The organism is Streptomyces rubellomurinus (genome assembly GCF_000961885.1).
GTDB classification, from domain to species: domain Bacteria; phylum Actinomycetota; class Actinomycetes; order Streptomycetales; family Streptomycetaceae; genus Kitasatospora; species Kitasatospora rubellomurina.
Map to the genome: position 1 here is coordinate 1 of NZ_JZKH01000106.1, position 23,333 is coordinate 23,333.

The window sequence follows — 23,333 nt, forward strand, 5'->3', positions numbered from 1 at the left end:
CGCCGATGGTACTGCAGGGGGGACCCTGTGGGAGAGTAGGACGCCGCCGAACAATTCTTCAGAAAAGGCCCACCCGGGTTCCCGGGTGGGCCTTTTCGCATTTCCGGACACCGGCCGCACCCTGCGGAAGGCCTGCGGAGAGCCGGCGGAGACCCCCCGACCGGCCCCCGCCGACCGGCTGGTTCGCCGTCAATATGCCGCTAAAACCCCGCGATCAGCGCACTGATCAGCGGAATATCGCCTCCCACGCCGTAGTCTCGAAGGGGAGGGGAACAGGTGTCCGGGGGTGGCTCCCCGGCTGGGCCGGATCAAGAATGGTGCTCATGGGACGAGGCAGGCTGCGCATCTACCTCGGGGCTGCCCCCGGGGTCGGCAAGACGTACGCCATGCTCGCCGAGGCGCACCGGCGGCAGGAGCGTGGCACGGACGTCGTGGTGGCGTTCGTGGAGGACCACGGCCGGCGGCGCACCGCGGACCTCGTCGCCGGGCTGGAGGTCGTGCTGCGGCAGCAGGTGCTGCACCGGGGGGCCAGGTTCTCCGAGATGGACCTGGACGCGGTGCTGGCCCGCCGCCCGCAGGTGGCGCTGGTGGACGAGCTCGCCCACACCAACATCCCGGGCTGCCGCAACGCCAAGCGCTGGCAGGACGTCGAGGAGCTGCTGGCCGCGGGCATCGACGTGATCTCGACCGTGAACGTCCAGCACCTGGAGTCGCTGGGCGACGCCGTCGAGGGCATCACCGGGGTGCGGCAGCGGGAGACCGTGCCGGACGAGGTGGTGCGGCGGGCGGACCAGATCGAGCTGGTCGACATGTCCCCGCAGGCGCTGCGGCGCCGGCTGGCGCACGGCAACGTGTACCTGCCGGAGAAGATCGACGCCGCGCTGGCCAACTACTTCCGCCCGGGCAACCTGACCGCGCTGCGCGAACTGGCGCTGCTGTGGACGGCCGACCGGGTGGACGAGTACCTGCAGAAGTACCGGGCCGAGCAGGGCATCGAGGGCACCTGGCAGGCCCGGGAGCGGATCGTGGTCGGCCTGACCGGTGGCCCCGAGGGGGCGACGCTGATCCGCCGGGCGGCCCGGATCGCCGCCCGGGTCTCCGGCGGTGAACTCCTCGCCGTGCACATCTCCCGCTCGGACGGCCTCGCGGGCTCCGGCTCTCCGCAGACGCTGATCGAGCAGCGCGCCCTGGTGGAGAGCCTCGGCGGCAGCTTCCACAACGTCCTCGGCGACGACCCGGCCGCCGGGCTGCTGGACTTCGCCCGCGGCGTGAACGCGACCCAGATCGTGCTGGGCACCAGCCGCCGACCCGGCTGGCAGTACCTGTACGGGCCGGGCGTGGGCACCCTGGTCACCCAGAAGGCCGGGGACATCGACGTCCACATGGTCACCCACGAGCACGCCGGGCACGGGCGCCGCGGCAAGATCCCCGTCCGCAGGATCACCGACCTGGGCCGCACCCGGACCGTCGCCGGCTGGCTGACCGGCCTGGCCGGGCCGCCGCTGATGGCGATCGTGCTGACCGCGATCGGCGGGCTGGGCCTGTCCACCGACATGCTGCTGTTCCTGTCGCTGACGGTGCTGGCCGCGCTGGTCGGCGGGCTGCTGCCGGCCATCGGCTCGGCGCTGGTCGGCTCCTCGGTGCTGAACTACTACTTCACGCCGCCGGTCCACACCTTCACCATCAACGAGCCGCAGAACATCATGGCGGTGGCGATCTTCACGGTGGTCGGCATCTCGGTCGCCTCCGTGGTCGATCTGGCCGCCCGGCGCACCCACCAGGCGGCCCGCGCCCAGGCCGAGGCGCAGACGCTCAGCGCGCTGGCCGGCACGGTGCTGCGCGGTGCCCCGAACGGGGACGGCGTGCTGACCGCGCTGATGGAGCAGGTGCGGGAGACCTTCGGGCAGGAGAGCGCCGCACTGCTGGAGCGGCCGGACCCGCTGGGCCCCTGGGCGGCGGTGGCGAGCGCCGGGCCGCACCCACCCGGGCGGCCGGAGGACGCCGACGTGGACGTCCCGGTCGGCGACAGCCTGGCGCTGGTGCTGCGCGGCCGGGTGCTGCCCGGCGCGGACCGCCGTCTGCTCGGGGCCTTCGCCGCGCAGGCCGCGGTGGTGCTGGAACGCCGCCGGCTGGCCCGGGAGGCGGCCGCCGCGCGGCGGGAGGCCGAGGGCAACCGGATCCGCACCGCCCTGCTCGCCGCCGTCTCGCACGACCTGCGGACCCCACTGGCCGGCATCAAGGCCTCGGTGAGCTCACTGCGCTCCGACGACGTCGAGTGGGGCCCGGAGGACGAGGCCGAGCTGCTGGCCGGCATCGAGGCCGGGGCGGACCGGCTCGACCACCTGATCAACAACCTGCTCGACATGAGCCGGCTGCAGACCGGCACCGTCACCCCGCTGATCCAGGAGACCGACCTCGACGAGGTGGTGCCCTACGCGCTCGGCGGCGTGCCGCCGGAGGCCGTACGGCTGGAGGTGCCGGAGACGCTGCCGATGATCCGGGCGGACGGCGGCCTGCTGGAGCGCTCGCTCGCCAACCTCGTCGAGAACGCCGTCAAGTACAGCCCGGACGGCGTGCGGGTGCTGGTCAAGGCCGACGCGCTGCACCAGATCGGCGGGCCCGGCCGGGTCGAGCTGCGGATCGTCGACCGCGGCCCGGGAGTGCCGGAGGACGCCAAGGAGCGGATCTTCGCGCCGTTCCAGCGCTACGGCGACGCGCCGCGCGGCGCCGGCGTGGGCCTCGGGCTTGCGGTGGCGCGCGGCTTCGTCGAGGCGATGGACGGCACCGTCACCGCCGAGGACACCCCGGGCGGCGGCCTCACCATGGTCGTCAGCCTGCCCGCCGCCGAGCGGCCGCCCGAGCCGGCCCGAGCGGGCGGACCGGGCGACCCGGGCGACCCCGGCGAACCCACCGACCCGGGCGAGCCGGCCGGCGACGGCCGCGACCCGCTCTCGCACCTGATCACGTGACACCCGGCGGCGCACCGGCTCGATCCGGCCGGACGCCCCGCCGACCAGATGGCCCCCAGTCCGAACGTCAGACAGCCCCGAAAGGCGGAGCCCGAACATGACCCGGGTCCTCGTCGTGGACGACGAACCGCAGATCGTCCGCGCGCTGGTGATCAACCTCAAGGCCCGCAAGTACGAGGTCGACGCGGCCCACGACGGCGCCGGCGCCCTGGAACTCGCCGCCGCCCGCCACCCCGACGTCGTCGTCCTCGACCTGGGCCTGCCCGACATGGACGGCGTCGAGGTGATCCGCGGCCTGCGCGGCTGGACCCGGGTGCCGATCATCGTGCTGTCCGCCCGGCACGCCTCCGACGAGAAGGTCGAGGCCCTGGACGCCGGCGCCGACGACTACGTCACCAAGCCCTTCGGCATGGACGAGCTGCTCGCCCGGATGCGGGCCGCCGTGCGCCGCGCCGAGCCCGTCGCCGGGGAGGACGACTCGCTGGTCGTCACCGAGAGCTTCACCGTCGACCTCGCCGCCAAGAAGGTCAACCGGGACGGCACCGACGTCCGCCTCACCCCGACCGAGTGGCACCTGCTCGAGGTGCTGGTCCGCAACGCCGGACGGCTGGTCAGCCAGACCCAGCTGCTCCAGGAGGTGTGGGGCCCCGCCTACCGCACCGAGACCAACTACCTGCGGGTCTACCTCGCCCAGCTGCGCCGCAAGCTGGAACGCGACCCCTCGCACCCGCGCCACTTCATCACCGAACCGGGCATGGGATACCGCTTCGAGAGCTAGTTCGGGACCGATCCGAGGGCGCCCCCGGCGGTCGAACGGCCTGCCGCCGGGGGCGGCGGAACCGGTACCCTTCCGGCATGAGTGGTGACAAGAACGGCGACCAGCCGCCCGGCCGCCTGCGCCGGATGCTCAGCCGGCTGACCTCCTCGACCGAGGAGCTGCAGGCCGAGGAGCTGCGCCAGGAGAGCGCGGCCGAGGCGGGCAGCCGGCGGATCGCCGACTGCGCCGACCGCGAGCTGGTCACCGTCGCCGGCACGCTGCGCACGGTGACGCTGCGCCCCCGGGCCGGGGTGCCCGCCCTGGAAGCCGAACTCTTCGACGGCACCGAGGCGCTGGACATGGTCTGGCTGGGCCGTCGCTCGATCGCGGGCATAGAGCCCGGCCGCCGGCTGGTCGCCAGCGGCCGGATCAGCCACGCACGCGGGCGCCGCGTGCTGTTCAACCCCCGATACGAGCTGCGTCCGGTCGGACACGGGAGCGAGTCAGCGTGAGCAACCAGCCCGGCGGAGACGCCGCCACCCAGCTCGGATCCGACGCCGCGGAGGAGGCCGCCCGCCGGGCCGCCGCCTCCAAGGAGGCCGCCGACACCGTCCTGCAGGCCTTCGGCGGCGTGCGCGGCATGATCGACATGACGCTGCCCGGCCTGGTCTTCATCGTCACCTACAACATCACCCACCAGGTCAGCGCGGCCGCCTGGGCCGCGCTCGGCCTGAGCGCGCTGTTCGTGGTGGCCCGGCTGGCGCGGCGGGAGACCATCCAGCACGCCTTCAGCGGCGTGTTCGGCGTCGCCCTCGGCGCCTGGATCGCCATGAAGAGCGGCAAGGCCGAGGACTTCTACCTGCCCGGCCTGCTCTGGAACGTCGCCTACTGCGCCGGCTTCGCGGTCTCCGCCCTGGTCCGCTGGCCGATGATCGGCCTGATGCTCGGCCCGATCACCGGCGAGATGTTCACCTGGCGCAAGGAGAACCCCGGCCGCTTCGCCGCCTACACCAAGGCGACCTGGGCCTGGGTGGTCATCATGGGCCTCAAGCCGGTGATCCTCTTCCCGCTGTACTTCACCCACAACGTCAACCTGCTCGGCTGGCTGAAGGTCGCCCTCGGCATCCCGCCGATGCTGCTGGCGATGTACGTCACCTGGCAGATCCTGCTGAAGGCGCCGCCGCCGATCAAGGCGCAGCTGGACGACGAGGAGGAGCCGGCGAAGTAGCCGCTCCCGCCCGCGCACGGCGAAGGGCCCGCACCCACCCGGGTGCGGGCCCTTCGCCGTACCGCCGGGCCCTACTGGGCGCCGGAGGACGAGGACAGCAGGTCCTCCAGCTCCTCCTCGCGCTCCTGCGCGGCGACGAAGAGCAGCTCGTCGCCGCCCTCCAGGGTGTCGTCCTTGCCCGGCACCAGCACCCGGCCCTCGCGGATGATGGTCACCAGCGCGGTGTCCTGCGGCCAGGACACGTCGCCCACCCGGGTGCCGACCAGCTCCGCGTCCGCGGCCAGGGTCAGCTCGACCAGGTTGGCGTTGCCCTGGCTGAAGCGCATCAGGCGGACCAGGTCGCCGACGCTGACCGCCTCCTCGACCAGGGCGGACATCAGGCGCGGGGTGGACACGGCCACGTCCACGCCCCAGGACTCGTTGAACAGCCACTCGTTCTTCGGGTTGTTCACCCGGGCGACGACCCGCGGCACCGCGTACTCCGTCTTGGCGAGCAGCGAGACGACCAGGTTGACCTTGTCGTCGCCGGTCGCGGCGATCACCACGTGGCAGCGCTGCAGCGCCGCCTCGTCCAGCGAGGTGATCTCGCAGGCGTCGGCCAGCAGCCACTCCGCCATCGGGACCCGCTCCACCGAGATGGAGTTCGGGTTCTTGTCGATCAGCAGGACCTCGTGGCCGTTCTCCAGCAGCTCGCCCGCGATCGAGCGGCCCACGGCACCGGCCCCGGCAATGGCGACCCGCATCAGTGACCCTCCTCCTTCGGCCCCTGCGCGAACGCGGCCTCCACGGCCGTCAGGTCGGCCCGGCGCAGCATCACGTGCACCAGGTCGCCTTCCTGCACCACCATCTGCGGCGAGGGCAGCACGCCCTCGCCGAGCCGGGTGACGAACGCCACCCGGGCGCCGGAGGCCTCCTCCAGCCTGCCGATCCGCTGGCCGACCCAGCTCGGGTCGTACGCCACCTCGGCCAGCTGGACGCTGCCGCTCGGGTCCTGCCACAGCGGCTCGGCGCCGCTCGGCAGCAGCCGGCGCAGCATCTGGTCGGCCGTCCAGCGGACCGTCGCCACGGTCGGGATGCCCAGCCGCTGGTACACCTCGGCGCGGCGCGGGTCGTAGATGCGGGCCGCGACGTTCTCCACGCCGAAGGTCTCCCGGGCCACCCGCGCGGCGATGATGTTCGAGTTGTCGCCGCTGGAGACCGCGGCGAAGGCGCCCGCCTCCTCGATGCCCGCCTCGCGCAGGGTGTCCTGGTCGAAGCCGACACCGGTCACCCGGCGGCCGTTGAACCCGGCGCCCAGCCGGCGGAACGCGGTCGGGTCCTGGTCGACCACGGCCACCGAGTGGCCCTGTTTCTCCAGAGCGCGCGCGAGGGCCGAGCCCACGCGGCCGCAGCCCATGATGACGATGTGCACCGGCGCTACCTCACGCGTTCCGTAGGGGTCTTGACCTGCGCAAACACCGCTCATCTCCGTTTCCCGCCCCGACTGGCTCCGGGGCGAGTGCTCGTGTGGGGGACCGGCTCGGCAACGTCCGACCAGCTGTCGACGACGCCGGACAGCGGTCGACAACGACAGTGTTGCCCGCCGGCTCGTATCCGACACGCTAGCCGGTCCACCGAACACAGTCGCGATGAAGGGGGGTGACTCCGGCGCGCGTCCGCGGGTGGAGCCCCTACGATTCCTTAACGTGCCTATGCCGACAGACCTTCCGAAACGCATCCTGATCGGGCGCGCCCTGCGCAGCGACAAACTCGGGGAGACACTCCTCCCCAAGCGGATCGCGCTGCCCGTCTTCGCCTCGGACGCGCTCTCCTCGGTCGCGTACGCCCCCGAGGAGATCCTGCTCACGCTGTCCGTCGCGGGCGCCTCGGCGATCCACTTCTCGTGGCAGATCGGCGTCGTCGTGGCGATCGTGATGCTCGCCGTCGTCGCCTCCTACCGGCAGAACGTCCACGCCTACCCCAGCGGCGGCGGCGACTACGAGGTCGCCACCGTCAACCACGGGCCCAACGCCGGCCTCGTGGTCGCCGCCGCGCTGATGGTCGACTACGTGCTGACCGTCGCCGTCTCCACCACCTCCGGCGTCGCCAACGTCGTCTCCGCCGTCCCCGCGCTACGCGGCCACGAACAGCTCGTGTCCGTCGTCGTGATCGTGCTGCTGATGGGCATGAACCTGCGCGGCGTGCGCGAGTCCGGCAGCGCCTTCGCCGTCCCCACCTACGCCTTCATGATCGGCGTGGTCGGAATGGTCGGCTACGGCTTCGTCCGGCACTTCCTGCTCGGCCAGGACATGCCCGCCGAGAGCTCCGGCTTCACCCTCGAGGCGACCCCCGGGAACGGCTCGCTGGCCGGCTTCGCGATGGTATTCCTGCTGCTCAAGTCCTTCTCCTCCGGCTGCGCCGCGCTCACCGGCGTGGAGGCGATCTCCAACGGCGTGCCCGCGTTCCGCAAGCCCAAGAGCAAGAACGCGGCCACCACCCTGCTGATGATGGCCAGCATCGCCGTGGTGATGTTCATGGGCATCATCTGGCTGGCCCGCCTCACCGGCGTCCAGATGGCCGAGAACCCGGCCGAGCAGCTGACCGGGGCGGCCCCCGACTACCACCAGAAGACCGCGCTGGCCCAGATCAGCGAGGCCGTGTTCAACAACTTCACGCCCGGCTTCTACTTCGTCGCCGCCGTGACCGGCCTGATCCTGGTGCTCGCCGCCAACACCGCCTTCAACGGCTTCCCGGTGCTCGGCTCGATCCTCGCCCAGGACCGCTACCTGCCCCGCCAGCTGCACACCCGCGGCGACCGGCTGGCCTTCTCCAACGGCATCATCCTGCTGGCGATCGCCGCGATGGTGCTCGTCGTCGCCTTCGACGCCGACCCCAACCGGCTGATCCAGCTGTACATCGTCGGCGTCTTCGTCTCCTTCAACATGAGCCAGTCCGGGATGATCCGGCACTGGACCAGGCTGCTGCGCGGCGAGACCGACCCGGCGAAGCGGCGCCACATGCAGCGCAGCCGGGCGATCAACGCCTTCGGCCTGGTGATGACCATGGCCGTGCTGATCGTCGTCCTGGTCACCAAGATCAGCCACGCCTGGATCGCGATCGCCGCGATGGTCGTGCTGTACGTGATGATGAAGGGCATCCGCCGCCACTACGACCGGGTCTCCGAGGAGCTGACCGCCGTCGACGACCCGGACGACACGGCGCTGCCCACCCGGGTGCACGCCGTCGTGCTGGTCTCCAAGCTGCACAAGCCGGCGCTGCGCGCCCTCGCCTACGCCCGCCTCGCCCGCCCCCACACGCTGGAGGCGATCACCGTCAACGTCGACCCGGAGGACACGGCGGCGCTGCGGCAGGAGTGGCACGAGCGGGGCATCGAGGTGCCGCTCAAGGTGCTGGACTCGCCGTACCGGGAGATCACCGGACCGGTGCTGGACTACGTGAAGAACCTGCGCCGGGCCAGCCCGCGCGCCGTGGTGTCGGTCTACATCCCCGAGTACGTGGTCGGCCGCTGGTACGAGCACCTGCTGCACAACCAGAGCGCGCTGCGGCTCAAGGGGCGACTGCTGTTCAAGCCCGGTGTGATGGTCACCTCGGTGCCGTGGCAGTTGGAGTCCTCGGAGCGGCGCCGACCGCAGAAGGCCTGGTCGGCGCCGGGCGCCGTCCGGCGTGGCGAGCCGCGGGCGCCGAAGGCCGTACAGTCGAAGGATTCCGTGCGCACCGGTTCGAACCCCGGCGCCCCCACCGACCGCAGCAAGGACTCCGCCCAGTGACCCGCAACACTCCGTCCCGCTCCTCCGGCGCCTCCGGCAAGGGCAAGGGCGCCCGTCGGGGCGGCTCCCAGCCCGGGCAGGTCGCCCGGCCGCGCTGGGGCCGGCCGGCCCGCCCGGAGGCCACCGACCGTGACGGGCTGACGGCGCGCACCGCGCCGGTCGTGCCGGGGGAGCCCGAGGCCCGCGGGGCCGAGAAGCCCGCGAAGGCCGCGAAGCCTGCGAAGGCCGAGCGCCCGGCCCGGGCCGAGAAGGGGCCCAAGGGCGAGCAGCCGGCGAAGGCCGGCAAGGGCGCCGCGGGCGGCGGTGCGCGCAAGGCGCCGCGCAAGCAGGCGGTGCGGCCGCCGAAGGCGCTGCGCACGGCCGGTGACGCGGCCCGACCGCAGCGGCCGCAGGCGCCGTCCGGGGACCCGCTGGTCGGCGAGCGGTACGAGGTCGAGGTCGGCCCGGTCGCGCACGGCGGCGGGCACTGCGTGGCCCGGCACGAGGGCCGGGTGCTGTTCGTCCGGCACGCGCTGCCCGGCGAGCGGATCGTCGCGCAGGTGACCGAGGGCACCACCACCTCGCGGTTCCTGCGGGCCGACGCCGTGGAGGTCCTGGAGCCCGCCAAGGAGCGGATCGAGGCGCCCTGCCCGTTCTCCGGGCCCGGCAAGTGCGGCGGCTGCGACTGGCAGCACGTCACCCCGGGCGGGCAGCGCAAGCTCAAGGCCGCGGTGCTGACCGAGCAGCTGGCCAAGCTCGCCGGGCTCACCCCCGAGCAGGCCGGCTGGGACGGCAGCGTCGAGCCGGTCGGCGGCAAGCTGCCGGCCGGGCAGGTGCCGGCCTGGCGCACCCGGGTGCAGTACGCGGTGGACGCGGCGACCGGCAAGGTCGGGCTGCGCAAGCACCGCTCGCACGAGGTGCAGCCGATCGACCGCTGCCTGATCGCCGCCGAGGGCGTCACCGAGCTCGGCATCGAGGCCCGCGACTGGCCGGGCGTGGCCACCGTCGAGGCGGTCGCCGCGACCGGCTCCTCGGACCGCCAGGTGGTGCTCACCCCGCGCGACGGCGCGCAGCTGCCGATCGTCGAGCTGGACAAGCCGGTGTCGATCGCCCGGGTGGACGACCACGGCGGCCTGCACAAGGTGCACGGGCGCTCCTTCGTGCGCGAGCGGGCCGCCGGGCGGACCTGGCGGGTCAGCAACGGCGGCTTCTGGCAGATCCACCCCGAGGCGCCCGACACGCTCGTCGACGCCGTGCTGGACGGCCTGGACCCGCAGTGGGGCGAGAACGCGCTCGACCTGTACTGCGGCGTCGGCCTGTTCGCGGGCGCGCTGGCCGACCGGGTCGGCGAGGACGGCGCAGTGCTCGGCATCGAGTCCGCCAAGCAGGCCGTGGAGGACGCCCGGCACAACCTGGCCGCGCTGGAGAACGTCCGGATCGAGTGCGACCGCGTCGAGACGCTGCTGCCGCGCACCGGCATCACCGCCACCGACCTGATCGTCCTCGACCCGCCGCGCGCGGGCGCCGGGCGGGAGACCGTCGCCCACCTGGTCGGCCTGGAGGCGCGCCGGATCGCGTACGTGGCCTGCGACCCGGCGGCGCTCGCCCGGGACCTGAAGTTCTTCCGCGAGGGCGGCTACCGGCCGGTGTCGCTGCGGGCCTTCGACCTGTTCCCGATGACCCACCACTTCGAGTGCGTGGCGATCCTGGAGCCGGCCGGGGAGTGACCCCCTGCGGGTCGTGCGGGTCGTGCGGGTCGTGCGGGTCGTGGGACTCGTGCGAGTCGTGGGAGTCGTGGGAGGAGGCGGTCACCCGTGCCGGGTGGCCGCCTCCTCGGCGTTCGGACCGCGCGGTTACCCGTTGTGCTCCTCCTCGTCGGCGCTGTGCGGAAGGTCGATGCCGTGCTGGGCGGCGAGCCGGAGGAGCCCGGCGATCCGCCCCTCGTACGCCTGGACGCCGTCGGCGTCCCCTTCCGCCCGGGCCACCGCGAGGTCCTGCCGGGCCCGGGCGAGCTGCTCGCGCAGCTCCTGGTCGAACATGGCTGTCATCTGCCGGCCTCCGCACCGGTCGGTGCCGCTCGGGGGAACGCTCAGGACAGTTCAGAGTCCCGGATGCTGAAGGACTCTTCAAGTCTCCCGCGCCCGGGCGGGCCGGGGCTCGGGCATGCGGTGGGCAATGCGCCGGTAAAAGATGGCGCCGGGGCGGCCTCCCGACCCCCGGAGGGGTCTTGACGAGGCAATTCGTGGGGGTGAAGGTAAGCCGCTGACATGTCATGTGTGCCGTTGCACCGCGCCGTTGCACCGCGCCGTGGCGTCGCCCGCCGCCGGCGGCAGCCGCCCCGCGACGCAGGCCGGGGCCGGCCGGTGCGTGAGGGGGAGCGTCATGGAGCTGGAGCTGCGGCACCTGCGCGTGCTGTGTGCCATCGCCGACACCGGGAGCGTCGGCCGGGCCGCCGTGCTGCTCGGCGCCTCGCAGCCGGCGACCAGCACCCAGCTGCGCCGGATCGAACGCCACCTGGGGGCGCCGCTGTTCGAACGGACCGCGGTCGGCGTCGCGCCGACCGGCTTCGGCATCGAGGTGGTCGCCGCCGCGCGGGACCTGCTCACCCGCGCCGACTGCCTGGGCCGCCGCCCGGACGCCTCCGCCGGGCCCGCCCCGCGCGAACTGCGGCTGGCGGCGACGATCTCGCCGATCCTGCCCGGGCTGGTGACCCGGGCCCGGCACCAGCGGCCCGGGCAGCGCCTCACGCTGACCTCCGTCTACCGCTCCTCGGACATCGTCGACCTGCTGGAGCGCGGCGAGGCGGACGCGGCCGTCGCCGTCGACTACCCGGGCCGGGAGCTGCGCCACTCGCCGGCCGTCGCGCACCGGGGCATCGTCACCGAGCCCGCCTTCGTCGCGCTGCCCGCCGGCCACCGGCTGCGGCACCGCACCGAGGTGGCGCTGGCCGACCTCGCCGAGGAGGACTGGTTCCTGACCCCCGACGACGGGGCCGGCTGGCACCGGGTGTTCCACGGGGCGTGCGCGGCGGCCGGGTTCGCGCCGGCGACCGTCCACGAGTTCCTCGGGGGCCGGCTGGAGCTGCAGGAGATGATCGCGGCCGGGCTCGGCATCTCCGTCGTCCAGGCGACCACCCGGCCGCTCGCCGACGTGGTGGTCAAGCCGCTCGCGGGCACCCCGATCTGGTGCCGGCAGCTGCTGGTCTGGCGGCCGGCCGGGGTGGGCGGGGAGGTGGTGGAGACGCTGTTCGGGGCGGCGGCCGCGGCGTACCGGGACCTGATCGCGGCGGCGCCGGCCTTCCAGGCGTGGGCGGCGCGGACGTACCGGTCCTGACGGGCCGGGGGCCGGCGGGCGGGCGCGCGGGGGCGGGCGCGTGCGGTCGGGTGTGTGCGGGTGGGTGTGCGGCGGGCCGTCGGCCAGGTGGGGCCCGGTGTTATGGCCCGTGTTATGCCCAGCCTGCGCCATGTCATATGACCTGTGACATTGTTCTGGCCTTCTGTGGCTGGCAGGATCATGCCGCGTTCCCCCCTCGCCGCCTCGGCAGTCCTCCAGCGCCTCCCCCACAGGAGAAGGGCCCCCACCAGTGCGCCAACGGATACCCCTCCCCACCATGCTGGCCGGCCTCGTGGCCGGCTGTTGCGCCGCCGCCGCCACGCTGCTGCCGGCCCAGGCCTTCGCCGCCCCCGGTGCCGCCGCCGCTGACCGGCCGTCGGCCGGAGCCCGGCCCGCGGCCGACCCCGGCTCCGACGTCCCGAAGCCCCTCGGGGCCTTCCTCGCGGCCGACCCGTCCGAGGCCGTCGCGCCCGCCGCGAAGCCGCTGCCGCCCGCGCTGCTCGGCCAGGTCGTCATGGGCCAACCGGCCGGCACCGCCGTGCAGACCTCGGCCCGCCCGCTGACGCGTCAGGCGCCGCCCGCCGCACCGGCGCCCAAGCAGGCCGCCGCCGCCCGTACGAACCCGGCCGAGCGCACGGCCGCCGCCACCTGCACGCCGGCGGACTTCGGCAGCCGCAGCGGGGCCGACCTGGTCTCCTTCGTCACCGGCTCGACCACGGACTGCGTCAACACCCTGTTCAACGTCACCGGCACCGACGCGGGCAGCATCTTCAAGGAAGACAAGATGCTCACCGTCACCAAGGCCCTCCAGGCCCAGGCGGCCGGCTACACCGGCGACAACTCCACCGGCATCCTGCAGCTGGTGCTCTTCCTGCGGGCCGGCTGGTACGTGCAGTCCAACAACGCGGGCGCCGTGGGCCCGTACGACGCGGCGCTGACCAGTGCGTCCAAGGGCGCCCTCGACGCGTTCTTCGCGAGCTCGCACTGGACCGACGTCACCGACGCCAACGGCGTCGTGCTCAACGAGGTCCTGGTGCTCACCGACAGCGCCAACCTGCAGGGCAGCTACCTCGGCGTCTACAAGAAGGTGCTGACCAGCTACAACAACTCGTACAACGCCTACCCGAAGATGCTCAAGGCGGTCAACGCGGTCTTCAGCGCGCCGCTGTGGCGCGGCAACTGGAACCCCGACTTCGTCCGGGCCGTCACCGCCGACCCGAGCATCGCCACCACCCTCGGGAACTTCGCGCTGGCCCACAAGGACCTGCTCGGCACCGCCAACGAGTACCTCGACGTCAACGCCGGCAACGACCTCGGCCGGATGGCCGGCGACGGCCCGGCCGTCGAGGCGGCGGTCAAGGCGCAGGTCAAGGCGGTCCTCGACGGCGTGCAGATCACCGGCCCCACCGGCCCGCTGTACGTCCACACCGCCTACAACGCCAACACCTACGACCCCGGCCTGTGCTCCTACTACGGCACCTGCAACCTGCCGGCGAAGCTGACCGCGGCCGTCCTGCCCAACCAGCTGGTCTGCGACAACCGCACCATCCTCACCGAGTCGCTGTCGCCCGCCGACCTCTCCGCGGTCTGCACCAGCCTGCGCGGCGAGGACGGGTTCTTCCACAACCTGGTGAAGGACAACGGCCCGGTCCCCGGCCAGTACGACAAGACCATCACCCTCGGGATCTTCGCCAACCGGGCCGACTACCTGACCTACTCCTGGGCGATCTTCAACAACTCCACCGACAACGGCGGACAGACCGTCATGGACCCGACCGACCCGAACAACCAGGCCGTGTCGGTGATGTACCTGAAGTCCTACAACGACGGCTTCACCGCCAACGTGTGGAACCTCAACCACGAGTACACGCACTACCTCGACGGCATCTACGACATGAAGGGCAACTTCTCCACCGAGATCTCCGTCCCGGACATCTGGTGGATCGAGGGCGTCGCCGAGTACGAGTCCTACGCCTACCGCGGCACCACCGACACCCAGGCGATGAGCGAGGCCGCGACCCACCGGTACAAGCTCAGCACCGTCTTCCAGAACACCTACGCCAACTCGGACACCGTCCGCACCTACCCGTGGGGCTACCTCGCCGTCCGGTACATGTTCGAGAAGCACCCGGCCGACATCTACGCGATGCTGCAGCACTTCCGCACCGGTGACTACCAGGGCGGCTACGCGGTCTACAACGGCCTCGGCACCCGCTACGACGCCGACTTCGACGCCTGGCTCGACAGCTGCGCCGCCGGCGCCTGCTACGCGGCCGGCCCGACCGCGCTGTTCGACCAGGCCGTCAACGGCGCGGCCGTGACGCTGAGCGACAAGTCCGTGCAGACCGGCTCCGGCCGGATCGTCTCCTGGCACTGGACCTTCGGCGACGGCGCGTCCTCCGACCAGCAGAACCCGGTCCACAGCTACGCGGCCGCCGGCACCTACACCGTCGCGCTGACCGTCACCGACGACACCGGCCGCACCGCGAGCACCCCGACCTCGGTCACCGTCACCGCCGGCACCGGGACCGCCCTGCCGACCTGCTCCGACCCGCGCGCCGACGCGCTCGGCCAGAACTGCTCCCGGGCCAACCTGTCCGCCACCGCCGGCAACCTGAAGTACTTCTACGTCTACCTGCCGGCCGGCACCAGCACCCTGAAGATCAACGCCTCCGGGGGCACCGGCACCGCCTACCTGTACTACAACGACGGCACCTGGGCCTCGCCGAACGCCTTCACCGCCTCGTCCACCCAGGCCGGGACGGCGCAGAGCATCACGGTCAGCAACCCGACCGCCGGGTACCGGTACGTGAGCCTGTACGCGAACACCGACTTCAGCGGGGTGACCGTCTCCACCCAGTTCTGATCCGGACCCTCCTCCGGTCCTCCGGGCCGGGCCCGTGGCAGCCGCCGCGGGCCCGGCCCTTCGGGTGTGCCCGGGTACGGACGGTGTGGTCGGCCCGGCTGTTCGGGTGTCGCGGGCGCGGGTGACGGGCAGGTTGCCCAGGGGCGTGCGGGAGGTGTGCCGGCGGTGAGCGCGCGCCCTTGTTGTGCTAGCGCATCGGCGCTAGCTTGAACGACATGGGCAAGAAGCAGCTGAACGTGCGGGTCGACGCGACGACCGCAGAGATGGCCCGGGAACGGGCGGAGCAGCAGGGGATCAGCATGAACCAGTACATCGAACGCCTGGTCCAGCAGGATATGGGCGAGTCCGGGCGGGCCTTCGTCGACGCCGCCGCGCAGTTCATGAAGGAGTACGAGACCGCCTTCCTCGCCGAGTTCGGGGAGCCGGGCGACCTCCAGGACGTGCGCCGTTGAAGCTGGAGGTCGACCTCTCGTGGCTGCTCATGACCGCCGAGCAGTACACGCCCGGTGACCCGCAGGTCACCGACTACGGCTCGCTGCTCGCGGCCGTCACCCGGCACCAGGCCGAGATCTTCGACATCGCCGTCTACCCCGAACCGCAGGACCGCGCCGCCGCGTTGATGCACCAGCTGATCCGGGTGCCGGCCCTGGAGAAGACCAACGAGCTGTTCGCGACCGCCGTCGCCTACGCCTACCTCGTCGCCAGCGGCTGCACCGTCGCCACCACCGCCCGCGAGGTGCGCAGCCTCTCCCGGGCCATCCGGGAAGGGCGGCTCGGGGTCTCCGGGGTCGCCGAGCGGCTGGCCGCGTGGGTGGTGGACGAGGCCGAGGGGGAGGGGGTCAGCGGGGCGGAAGACGAGGACGACGACTGAGCGCCGCCGTCCGCGTCGTCCGTGCTGTTCACGTTGTTCGTGCTGGTCGTACTGTTCGTGCTGCCCGGGTGCTCAGTGGGCGGGCTCGGCGGGCTCGGCCGGCTCGGCGATCAGGGCCGTCGCGAACGGGCGGAAGCCGATCCGGCGGTAGATCCGGGCGACGTCCTCGTCGGCGGCCGACAGGAACACCGTCCGCACGCCGTTCGCCCGCGCGTGCGCGACCAGCGCCGCCGTGACGGCCAGGCCCAGCCCGCGCCGGCGCGCCGCCGGGAGCGTGCCGACCCCGGCGACCTCGGTGACCGCGCCCACCGGGTTGTGCTGGCCGGCGCACAGCACCTCGCCGCCCGCCGTGGCGGCGGCCATCGCGGTGGTGCCGGCGGCGATCCGCCGCGCGACCTGCTCCACCCGGCCCTCGGCCGTCAACTTCGCGGCCACCTCGGGCAGTTCGGCCGTACCGGCGGTGCCGATGGCGGTGCCCGGCTCGCCGAAGGCCAGGTGCGGGACGGCCGCCGCGGCCGCCAGCTCGGGCGCGTCCGCCGACAGCACCCGCACCTGCGTGCCCTCCGGGAGCTCCGGCATCGCGGCCGGCTCGTCCTGCGGGCCCAGCACCAGCAGCGGGTGCTCGTGCACCGCCAGCCCCGCCGCCTCCACCGCCGCGCGCAGCGCCGGGTTCTGCTCGGCCACCCACTCGAAGGCCTCCGGCGCGCCCAGCTCGCGCTGCCGCTCCAGCACCCGGCGGACGTCCTCGGCGGTCGCGGCCGGGCCGTCGTGGCCGAGCGTCGGGCGGGCGTAGTACGGCCAGCCGACGCCGTCGCGGACGAACAGGGTCAGCGGGCCGAAGTCCTCGGTGCGGGCGGCGGCGCGGGGCACGGCGTCGTAGTAGCGCTCGATCTCGTCGAGCAGGGCGGGGTCGGGAGCATGATCAACAGAAGTCACGGCGTGCATCCAAGCAGGCACCCGGGCGGGCCGCCACCGTTTTGGGCGGCGCGGTGCGGCGGTGTCGCCCCGGGCTCCGGCGCGGGCGCGCGGCGGCGGACCCCCTTGGCGGCGGATTGGCGGGGTCACGGCGGGCTCATGAAGGGCTCTTGGAGGGCTCTTGGGGGAGCCTTGGCCTCCGATTGTTGCCGAACGATTACCGGCTCGCAGCGATCTTGCCCGTGAACCCCGTGGCATGCTGAAGCCTTTCCGGCTCCGCCGGAGGGGGACGGCGGCGAATCACGCGAGGCGAGGCAAGGGGGGAAGTCAGGCCCATGAGGCTCTGCTTTCTGGTGGAGGAGCACTACCGGCGCGACGGCATGCCGCTCGACGTGGCGCGCCAACTCACCGCGTGGGGGCACCGGGTGGACGTCCTGCGCCCCGGCGACTCGCTGCTCGTGGTCTCCGAGGCCGTGCGGGCCGGCAGTCACGACGCCTGGGTGCTCAAGACCGTCTCCGGCGGGCCCGGACTGACCCTGCTGGAGGCGGCCGCCGCCGTGGGCCTGACCACCGTCAACGACGTCCGCTCCATCCGCGGCGTCCGGGACAAGGCGCTCGCCTCGGTCATCGCCCGCACCCGCGGCCTGCCCGTCCCCGTCACCTACGCCGCCGCCCGCTGGGAACGGCTCGCCGAGATACCCGTCGCCGAGTACCCGCTCGTCGTCAAGCCCGCGGACGGCAGCTCCGGACGGGCCGTCCACCTCGTGCCGAGCCCCGACCGCCTGCTCGACCTCGGGCCGGCCCTCGCCGGGGAGGGGCTGCTGATCGCGCAGCCGTACGTGCCCAACTCCGGTACGGACCTGAAGGTGTACTGCGTCGACGGCGAACTCTTCGCGACGGAACGTTCCTCCCCGCTGCACCCCGGGCAGGGCGTGCGCGAGCGGCAGGTGCCGCTGCCCGCGGAGGTGGCGCGGATCGCCGCACAGGTCGGCGAGGTGTTCGGGCTCGACCTGTACGGCGTCGACGTGCTGCTCGGGCCGGACGGGCCGGTGGTCGTGGACGTCAACGACTTCCCGAGCTTCCGGCAGGTGCCGGACGCCGTGGCGCGGGTCGCCCGGGCGGTGCTGCGGCTCGCGCGCAGCGGCACCGCGGTGACCGTGCCGGGTGGCCTGGTGCCCGCCGAACAGTCCTTCGCCTACGGGGAATTGGGGGCCGCGCTGTGAGGGTCGGGCTGATCGCCGCGGATCCGCGGCACCCGGTGCTCGCGGCCGTCGCGGGGCTGCTGGAGGGGCAGGGGTGCGAGGTCGTGCACGTCGCGCCGGCGGGGGGCGCGGGGGATGCGGGGGTCGCGGGGGAACTGGTCGATGTGTGCCTGCTGAAGGCCCGGACCGGGCCCGCGCTGGCGCTGGCGCGGGAGTGGGAGCGGCGCGGCGTGCCGGTGGTCAACTCGGCGGCGGCGACGGAGCTCTGCCAGGACCGGGTGCGGATGGCGGACCTCGCCCGCTCCGCCGGGCTGCCCTTCGTGCCGACCGCGGACGGCGGCCGGATGGCCGAACTCACCTGGCAGGGACGTCCGTTCGTGGTCAAGAGCCGGCACAGCAGGCGGCACGACCTGGTCGCGCTGGTCGACGGCGAGGCGCGGCTGCGGGAACTGGCCGCGCGATGGCCCGAGGAGCCGGTCGTCACCCAGCCGTTCGTGCCGGGGACGGGCTGGGACCAGAAACTGTGGGTGGTCGACGGGCAGGTGTTCGCGGCCCGGCGGCGCTCCGAACTCGCAGCCCCCGATGGCGGGCCGGAAGGCGGCGAGGGGTGGGTGCCGTCCGCCGGGCGAACGGCGCTCGCGCTGCGGGTGGGGGAGGTGTTCGGGCTCGACGTCTACGGGGTCGACCTGCTCGACGGGCCGGACGAGCCGGTGGTCGTCGACGTCAACGCCTTCCCCGGCATCCGTGGGCAGGCGGGCGCGCCGCAGGCGCTCGCCGCACTGGCGCTGCGCGTGGGGGCGGGCGTCGGGGGCGCTGGGGCGGGCTTCGGGGCTGGCGTCGTCGGCTGAAGGTTAGGCTGGCTGGTCAGGGCCCCGGAGCCGTACGGCCCCAGAGAGAAGACGGAACGTTGCTGCAGGACATCGAGCACCACCTGGCCTGCCCGCACTGCGCGCAGGCCCTCGCCCGGCACGAGCGCACCCTGCGCTGCCCCGCCGGGCACAGCTTCGACCTCGCCAAGCAGGGATACGTGAGCCTCCTCGCCGGCGACGCCCACACCGGCACCGGCGACACCGCCGACATGGTCGCCGCCCGCGCCGACTTCCTCGCCGCCGGACACTACCGGCCCATCGCCGACGCCCTCGCGCAAGCCGCCGCCGAAGCGCTGGCGCAGACCGCCGGAGACGACTGGCAGGGCGGCGACGGGCTGATCGCCGACCTCGGCGCCGGCACCGGCTACTACCTGGCGCACGTCCTCGACGCGCTGCCCGGCCGGGCCGGCGCCGCCCTCGACATCTCCAAGTACGCGCTGCGTCGCGCCGCCAAGGCCCACCCCCGGATCGGCGCCGTGGTCTGCGACGCCTGGCGGCCCCTGCCGCTGCTCGACGGCGCCGCCGACCTGATGCTCAACGTCTTCGCGCCGCGCAACGGGCCCGAGATCCACCGCGTGCTGCGCCCCGGTGCCACCCTGCTGCTGGTCTCGCCGACCGGGCGGCACCTGCGCGAACTCGTGGACGCGCTCGGGCTGTTGTCGGTCGACGAGGACAAGCAGCGGCGGATCGACGAGAAGCTCGGCCCGTACCTGGCGCCGGCCGGGCGGCGGGAGATCGAGTTCACCCTGCGGCTCGGGCCGGCGGACGTGCGGACCGTCGTCGGGATGGGGCCCAGCGCCTGGCACACCGATCCGGACGCCCTCGCGGCGGCGCTGGGCGCGCTGCCGGAGCCGGTCGAGGTGACGGCCTCGGTGACGGTGGCCGCCTACCGGCGCTGAGCGCCCGTCCGGGCGGGACACCGGTCCGGGCGGATCACCGGTTCGGGTGCGGGCCGTCAGCACCCGGTCGGCGGGGGCGCCACGTTGGGATGAACCTGTTCGTGCAGGCACGTTTCTGTCGGGTGGCCTGCGGCTAACGTCCGACCCGTGAACCGCGACGCCAGTCGGCCCGCCGCGCCGGCCCACCCCCGACCGTCCGCCCCGGAATCCGCCCGGCCGTCCGCGCCGGAATCCGCCCGGCCGTCCGCGCCGGAATCCGCCCGGCCGTCCGCGCCGGCGGCCGACCGACCTCCGCTGCCGGGACCCGCCCGGCCGTCCGCGCCGGAACCCGAGCAGCCGCCGGTGCCGCGCCCGACCGTCGAGGAGCTCCGGCTCACCTCGTTCAAGTCCTACCGGCGTGCGACGCTGCCGCTCGCGCCCCTCACCGTCCTGCACGGCCCCGCCGGCGTCGGCAAGTCCAACGCCCTCGACGCGCTCGCCGTCCTCTCCCGGCTCGCCCTCGGCGAGGAGATCGCCGGCTCCCTCAACGGCCTGCCCGACCGCACCGGCCCGCTCGCCACGCCCGTCCGCGGCGGCCTCGACGGATGCCTCCCGCACGGGCGCGAGGCCATCGGCCTCGGCTGCACCGTTCGCTCGCCGCACGGCACGATCCGGCTCGACCTCGTCATCCGCGCCGACGAACCGGTCCGGATCGTGCGCGAGACGCTCACCCTCGACGGCCGCACCCTCGTCGAGACCGGGGAACAGGACGTGCGCCGCCGGCGCGTCAACGTCTGCTGGCACAACGACACCCGGCAGGGCGACATCCGGGCGCCGCTGCCCAGCAGCACCATGATCACCGCGCAGCTGCCGCTGCGGGTCGCCGGCTCCTCGCGCGGCGAGCGCAAGGTCCTCGCCGCCGTCGAGGACCTGCTCACCGCGCTGCGCGAGGTCTTCCCCCTCCACCCCGTCCCCGCCCTCATGCGCGGCTGGGCCAGGGCCGACCCGCAGGCCCGGCTGCGCAGCAACGCCGCCAACATCTCCGCCGTCGTCGACCGGCTCAGCAACGAATGCCCGCGCCGGTACGGCAAGTTGCTGCGGGTCGCGCAGGCCGCCGCGCCGTACGCGCTGCTCGGGCTCGACCTCGACCACCGGGACACGGCGGCCGGGCGGCGCGTCCTCGCCGTCTTCGACGAGGGCGTGCGCGGGCGCACCCGGGCCGACCAGGCCTCGGACGGCATGCTGCGCCACCTCGCGTTCGCCGCGGTGCTGCTGACCGGTGCCGGGGTGCTCGACCTCGACGTGGCCGCCGAGGTGCCGTGGGCGCACCGGCAGCTCACCGTGCTCGCCGAGGACCTCGGCTCCGGGCTCTCCACCGAGCAGGCCGCGTCGCTGCTGCGGCTGGCGCGCGACATGTCGGGGCGCAACCAGTTGCGGGTCCTGGCGGCGCTGCAGGAGCCGGCCGCGGCGCGCGAAGCGCTCGGGGGCGGGGGCGGGCGCGGGGCGCTGCTGGTGGAGTGCCGGCGGGACCCGGGCTCGGGGGTCACCGTGCTGCGGCCGGAGCCGGCCCGGGTGCCGGCGCAACGGGCGGTGGGAGCGGATGCGGTAGACCTGGGGGAATGAGCGAACGAGAGACGGGGGCGGCCGGGCCGTCCACCGGTGCGGCGGGGGCCTCGGGGGCCGGCGGCCCGACCCTGGAGGCGCTGCGGCAGCGGCTGGTGGACTTCGCGGCGGCCCGGCGGTGGGAGCCCTTCCACACCCCGAAGAACCTGGCGGCGGCGCTGAGCGTGGAGGCGGGCGAGCTGCTGGAGATCTTCCAGTGGCTCACGCCCGAGCAGGCGGCCGAGGTGATGTCGGACCCGGAGCGGGCCCACCGGGTGCGCGACGAGGTCGCGGACGTCCTCGCGTACCTGGTGCAGTTCTGCACGGCGGTCGGGGTGGACCCGCTGGAGGCGCTCGCGGCCAAGATCGAGCGGAACGAACACCGCTTCCCGGTGCCCGGCGCGGCGGCCGACGTCAACTCGGACGTGGGCGACCAACCCGTGTGAGGGACGAAGTTATCCACAACCCCGGAGTTGTCCACAGGTTCCGGGATGGTGGATGCGGGCCCGCGCCGATTTCCGCACGCTTTCGCCGTGACCACCTGACCCGCCCCTCGGCGGCGGTGGTCGACGGCGAAACGCGAGCGAGAGGAGCGGTGTCCATGGAGGCGCTGCGCATGATCAAGACGGCTCGGCACGCGCTGGCCTCGGCCAGACACGTGCCGGACGTGCTGGCCGAGGCGCGGCAGGCCGCGCTGCTCACCGAGGCGGTGGGCGCCAGGCTGGCGGAGCTGGACGACGACGAGCTGACCGGGCTCGGCCAGCAGCTCTCCGAGGCGGGAGCGCACGCGGCGGTCTGCCTGGACCGCTCGGTCGTGCGGGCCGCCGTGGTGAGCGGCGGGCGGGCCGGTCGGCTCACCGAACTCGGCGACCTGGGGCCGACCCTGGGTGCGCTGGACGGGTTGCTGCGGGACGTCGGGGAGACGCTGGTGGTGCTGGCCTGCGGGGCCGACACCGAGAGCATCTACTGGACGTGCATCGACGGTGTCGACGCGGTGTCGGACTGCCAGGACCTGGCGGAGCGGCTGCGGAAGGCGGCGGGCCGGGGCGCGGGAGAGGAGAGCACGGTGCTCGGCGGGGCCGCCGAGGCGGAGCGGGCCGGGCGGGGGTCGCCCTTACTGGAGGTCCGGCTCGGCCCGCCGGGTGAGGAGGGGAAGGAGGCGCCGGACTACCGGGTGCCCGGCGCGGCCGGAGCGTCGGAGGTGTCGGTGCCGGTGGGGTAGCCGGCGGCGCCGCGGGGGCCGGGAGACTGGAGCTCGGCGAGGTCCGCGGTCACCGAGGCGAGCAGTTCCTGCATCTGTTCGAGCAGGCTCTTGGGCGTGCTGCTCGGGAGCTGCGGCGTGGCAGACGGTTCGGACATGACGGGACCTCTTCGGATCGGTAGTGCGGTGTGAAACGGCCGACGGTGGCTCGGCCGTTGCGGCGGGGGTGGCTGATGCCCGGCCACCGTGGGCAGGCGCCCCCGCCGCAGCACTCAACGAACCGCTCCAGGGGCCGGTCACCGGCTGCCACCCGATGTGGTCCAACTCCGGTGCGGGGTAAGCCTCCCGGGTGATCCGGGGTTGCTGCCGCAGGGCGGCCTGCGTTAGGCGCCGAGTGGGCGAGGCGGGTAGGTGGGCGCGCGCGAGAGGCGAGGCGGGCAGGTAGGCGGGCGGGTAGGCGGGCGGGTAGGCGAGCGCGCGCGAGTGGGTGAGGCGGGCGGCGGACAGGTGGGTGAGGGCGGCGGCCCGAGGGCGGAGGGTGGAGGGAAGGGCGCGCTCAGGATGGCCCGCGGTGCCTGCTCGGCGCCGGGCGGGGCCCGGCGCCGAGCAGCAAGGACAGGGCGGGTGGAGGGAGAGGGCAAATATTGGGCCTCGGCGCCGCGGGCCCGCGGCGCCGAGGCCCTGGGAAGAGCGGTCCTGCGGCGTGGTGCCCGCCCTCGGGGATGGCCTCGGCTCTGCAAGGTGCGGTGATTGCAGGCGCCCAGGGGTTCGCCGCCCCGCGCGGTGGCGCGGGGCGGCGGGATGAACCCTCCATGCGCACTCGTGGGTTGGTGGCTGCTGGGCGCTGGCGTGCCCGGCGCCCAGCAACCCGGAGGAGGTGGCGCGGCGGCTTGGGG

21 protein-coding genes are annotated in these 23,333 nt (G+C 73.9%); 16 read left to right on the forward strand and 5 right to left on the reverse strand.

Annotation, left to right across the window (positions count from 1 at the left end):
• The first annotated feature begins 323 nt into the window (after window positions 1–323).
• From VM95_RS32855 to VM95_RS32870, 4 genes are all read left to right on the forward strand, one after another.
• Entirely contained in the window at window positions 324–2,969 is a 2,646-nt protein-coding gene (locus VM95_RS32855) for a sensor histidine kinase (RefSeq protein ID WP_078860905.1), read from the forward strand.
• A gap of 97 nt (window positions 2,970–3,066) precedes the next feature.
• The gene (locus VM95_RS32860; RefSeq protein ID WP_045703856.1) at window positions 3,067–3,747 is read left to right on the forward strand and encodes a response regulator; all 681 of its coding nucleotides are present in this window, start codon (window positions 3,067–3,069) and stop codon (window positions 3,745–3,747) included.
• 77 nt (window positions 3,748–3,824) lie between these two features.
• Window positions 3,825–4,238, forward strand: coding sequence for an OB-fold nucleic acid binding domain-containing protein (locus VM95_RS32865; protein WP_045703858.1), 414 nt, complete (start codon window positions 3,825–3,827; stop codon window positions 4,236–4,238).
• Window positions 4,235–4,954: a DUF3159 domain-containing protein gene (locus tag VM95_RS32870; protein ID WP_045703860.1), complete on the forward strand. Its 720-nt coding sequence runs from the start codon at window positions 4,235–4,237 to the stop codon at window positions 4,952–4,954. The genes VM95_RS32865 and VM95_RS32870 overlap by 4 nt, the downstream gene beginning before the upstream one ends.
• Before the next feature lie 71 nt (window positions 4,955–5,025).
• Here VM95_RS32870 and VM95_RS32875 read toward each other — a convergent pair whose 3' ends face one another.
• Together VM95_RS32875 and VM95_RS32880 are read right to left on the reverse strand one after the other, a co-directional pair.
• The gene (locus VM95_RS32875) at window positions 5,026–5,697 is read right to left on the reverse strand and encodes a potassium channel family protein (RefSeq protein WP_045703862.1); all 672 of its coding nucleotides are present in this window, start codon (window positions 5,695–5,697) and stop codon (window positions 5,026–5,028) included.
• The gene (locus VM95_RS32880) at window positions 5,697–6,365 is read right to left on the reverse strand and encodes a potassium channel family protein (protein ID WP_045703865.1); all 669 of its coding nucleotides are present in this window, start codon (window positions 6,363–6,365) and stop codon (window positions 5,697–5,699) included. The genes VM95_RS32875 and VM95_RS32880 overlap by 1 nt, the downstream gene beginning before the upstream one ends.
• A gap of 280 nt (window positions 6,366–6,645) precedes the next feature.
• On the opposite strand from VM95_RS32880, the gene VM95_RS32885 reads away from it, so the two are divergent.
• Both VM95_RS32885 and VM95_RS32890 read left to right on the forward strand, forming a co-directional pair.
• Window positions 6,646–8,721 (forward strand): APC family permease, encoded by a 2,076-nt coding sequence (locus VM95_RS32885; protein WP_045703867.1) that lies wholly within the window; start codon window positions 6,646–6,648, stop codon window positions 8,719–8,721.
• A 350-nt stretch (window positions 8,722–9,071) separates the two neighbouring features.
• Window positions 9,072–10,427 (forward strand): class I SAM-dependent RNA methyltransferase, encoded by a 1,356-nt coding sequence (locus tag VM95_RS32890; RefSeq protein ID WP_045703891.1) that lies wholly within the window; start codon window positions 9,072–9,074, stop codon window positions 10,425–10,427.
• Window positions 10,428–10,553: 126 nt separating this feature from the next.
• Here VM95_RS32890 and VM95_RS32895 read toward each other — a convergent pair whose 3' ends face one another.
• Window positions 10,554–10,748 carry a hypothetical protein gene (locus VM95_RS32895; RefSeq protein WP_157882263.1) on the reverse strand — a complete coding sequence of 65 codons (195 nt, stop codon included), beginning with the start codon at window positions 10,746–10,748 and terminating at the stop codon, window positions 10,554–10,556.
• Window positions 10,749–11,082: 334 nt separating this feature from the next.
• Between VM95_RS32895 and VM95_RS32900 the strand changes: the two genes are divergently transcribed.
• The 4 genes from VM95_RS32900 to VM95_RS32915 all read left to right on the forward strand — a co-directional run bounded on the left by VM95_RS32900 (window position 11,083) and on the right by VM95_RS32915 (window position 15,770).
• Window positions 11,083–12,033: a LysR family transcriptional regulator gene (locus tag VM95_RS32900; RefSeq protein ID WP_045703871.1), complete on the forward strand. Its 951-nt coding sequence runs from the start codon at window positions 11,083–11,085 to the stop codon at window positions 12,031–12,033.
• A 277-nt stretch (window positions 12,034–12,310) separates the two neighbouring features.
• A complete protein-coding gene (locus VM95_RS32905; protein WP_244179034.1) occupies window positions 12,311–14,899 on the forward strand; it encodes a collagenase in 2,589 nt (862 codons plus the stop codon).
• Window positions 14,900–15,114: 215 nt separating this feature from the next.
• Entirely contained in the window at window positions 15,115–15,351 is a 237-nt protein-coding gene (locus VM95_RS32910; RefSeq protein WP_045703875.1) for a toxin-antitoxin system HicB family antitoxin, read from the forward strand.
• Window positions 15,348–15,770 carry a hypothetical protein gene (locus VM95_RS32915; RefSeq protein WP_045703877.1) on the forward strand — a complete coding sequence of 141 codons (423 nt, stop codon included), beginning with the start codon at window positions 15,348–15,350 and terminating at the stop codon, window positions 15,768–15,770. The genes VM95_RS32910 and VM95_RS32915 overlap by 4 nt, the downstream gene beginning before the upstream one ends.
• A gap of 72 nt (window positions 15,771–15,842) precedes the next feature.
• Here VM95_RS32915 and VM95_RS32920 read toward each other — a convergent pair whose 3' ends face one another.
• A complete protein-coding gene (locus VM95_RS32920; RefSeq protein WP_045703879.1) occupies window positions 15,843–16,715 on the reverse strand; it encodes a GNAT family N-acetyltransferase in 873 nt (290 codons plus the stop codon).
• Window positions 16,716–17,020: 305 nt separating this feature from the next.
• Between VM95_RS32920 and VM95_RS32925 the strand changes: the two genes are divergently transcribed.
• From VM95_RS32925 to VM95_RS45340, 6 genes are all read left to right on the forward strand, one after another.
• Entirely contained in the window at window positions 17,021–17,908 is an 888-nt protein-coding gene (locus tag VM95_RS32925) for an ATP-grasp domain-containing protein (protein WP_045703881.1), read from the forward strand.
• Window positions 17,905–18,735: an ATP-grasp domain-containing protein gene (locus tag VM95_RS32930; protein WP_045703883.1), complete on the forward strand. Its 831-nt coding sequence runs from the start codon at window positions 17,905–17,907 to the stop codon at window positions 18,733–18,735. The genes VM95_RS32925 and VM95_RS32930 overlap by 4 nt, the downstream gene beginning before the upstream one ends.
• Window positions 18,736–18,794: 59 nt before the next feature.
• Entirely contained in the window at window positions 18,795–19,655 is an 861-nt protein-coding gene (locus tag VM95_RS32935) for a putative RNA methyltransferase (protein WP_045703885.1), read from the forward strand.
• Window positions 19,656–19,997: 342 nt separating this feature from the next.
• Entirely contained in the window at window positions 19,998–21,257 is a 1,260-nt protein-coding gene (locus VM95_RS32940) for an AAA family ATPase (RefSeq protein WP_052707715.1), read from the forward strand.
• The gene (locus tag VM95_RS32945) at window positions 21,254–21,682 is read left to right on the forward strand and encodes a nucleotide pyrophosphohydrolase (RefSeq protein ID WP_078860903.1); all 429 of its coding nucleotides are present in this window, start codon (window positions 21,254–21,256) and stop codon (window positions 21,680–21,682) included. The genes VM95_RS32940 and VM95_RS32945 overlap by 4 nt, the downstream gene beginning before the upstream one ends.
• A gap of 155 nt (window positions 21,683–21,837) precedes the next feature.
• Window positions 21,838–22,458 (forward strand): DUF6099 family protein, encoded by a 621-nt coding sequence (locus tag VM95_RS45340; RefSeq protein ID WP_052707716.1) that lies wholly within the window; start codon window positions 21,838–21,840, stop codon window positions 22,456–22,458.
• On the opposite strand, the gene VM95_RS32955 is transcribed toward VM95_RS45340, so the two are convergent.
• A complete protein-coding gene (locus VM95_RS32955) occupies window positions 22,404–22,595 on the reverse strand; it encodes a hypothetical protein (RefSeq protein ID WP_045703887.1) in 192 nt (63 codons plus the stop codon). The two genes, VM95_RS45340 and VM95_RS32955, sit on opposite strands and share 55 nt — an antisense overlap.
• Window positions 22,596–23,333: the final 738 nt, after the last annotated feature.

Excerpts from the sequence above, each read along its gene's own strand:
- VM95_RS32905 (WP_244179034.1), top strand. The coding sequence starts at position 12,311 with ATGCTGGCCGGCCTCGTGGCCGGCTGTTGCGCCGCCGCCGCCACGCTG.
- VM95_RS32865 (WP_045703858.1), top strand. The coding sequence starts at position 3,825 with ATGAGTGGTGACAAGAACGGCGACCAGCCGCCCGGCCGCCTGCGCCGG.
- VM95_RS32855 (WP_078860905.1), top strand. The coding sequence starts at position 324 with ATGGGACGAGGCAGGCTGCGCATCTACCTCGGGGCTGCCCCCGGGGTC.
- VM95_RS32910 (WP_045703875.1), top strand. The coding sequence starts at position 15,115 with ATGGGCAAGAAGCAGCTGAACGTGCGGGTCGACGCGACGACCGCAGAG.
- VM95_RS32860 (WP_045703856.1), top strand. The coding sequence starts at position 3,067 with ATGACCCGGGTCCTCGTCGTGGACGACGAACCGCAGATCGTCCGCGCG.
- VM95_RS45340 (WP_052707716.1), top strand. The coding sequence starts at position 21,838 with ATGGAGGCGCTGCGCATGATCAAGACGGCTCGGCACGCGCTGGCCTCG.
- VM95_RS32900 (WP_045703871.1), top strand. The coding sequence starts at position 11,083 with ATGGAGCTGGAGCTGCGGCACCTGCGCGTGCTGTGTGCCATCGCCGAC.
- VM95_RS32945 (WP_078860903.1), top strand. The coding sequence starts at position 21,254 with ATGAGCGAACGAGAGACGGGGGCGGCCGGGCCGTCCACCGGTGCGGCG.
- VM95_RS32955 (WP_045703887.1), bottom strand. The coding sequence starts at position 22,595 with ATGTCCGAACCGTCTGCCACGCCGCAGCTCCCGAGCAGCACGCCCAAG.
- VM95_RS32920 (WP_045703879.1), bottom strand. The coding sequence starts at position 16,715 with ATGCACGCCGTGACTTCTGTTGATCATGCTCCCGACCCCGCCCTGCTC.
- VM95_RS32875 (WP_045703862.1), bottom strand. The coding sequence starts at position 5,697 with ATGCGGGTCGCCATTGCCGGGGCCGGTGCCGTGGGCCGCTCGATCGCG.
- VM95_RS32885 (WP_045703867.1), top strand. The coding sequence starts at position 6,646 with ATGCCGACAGACCTTCCGAAACGCATCCTGATCGGGCGCGCCCTGCGC.
- VM95_RS32895 (WP_157882263.1), bottom strand. The coding sequence starts at position 10,748 with ATGACAGCCATGTTCGACCAGGAGCTGCGCGAGCAGCTCGCCCGGGCC.
- VM95_RS32925 (WP_045703881.1), top strand. The coding sequence starts at position 17,021 with ATGAGGCTCTGCTTTCTGGTGGAGGAGCACTACCGGCGCGACGGCATG.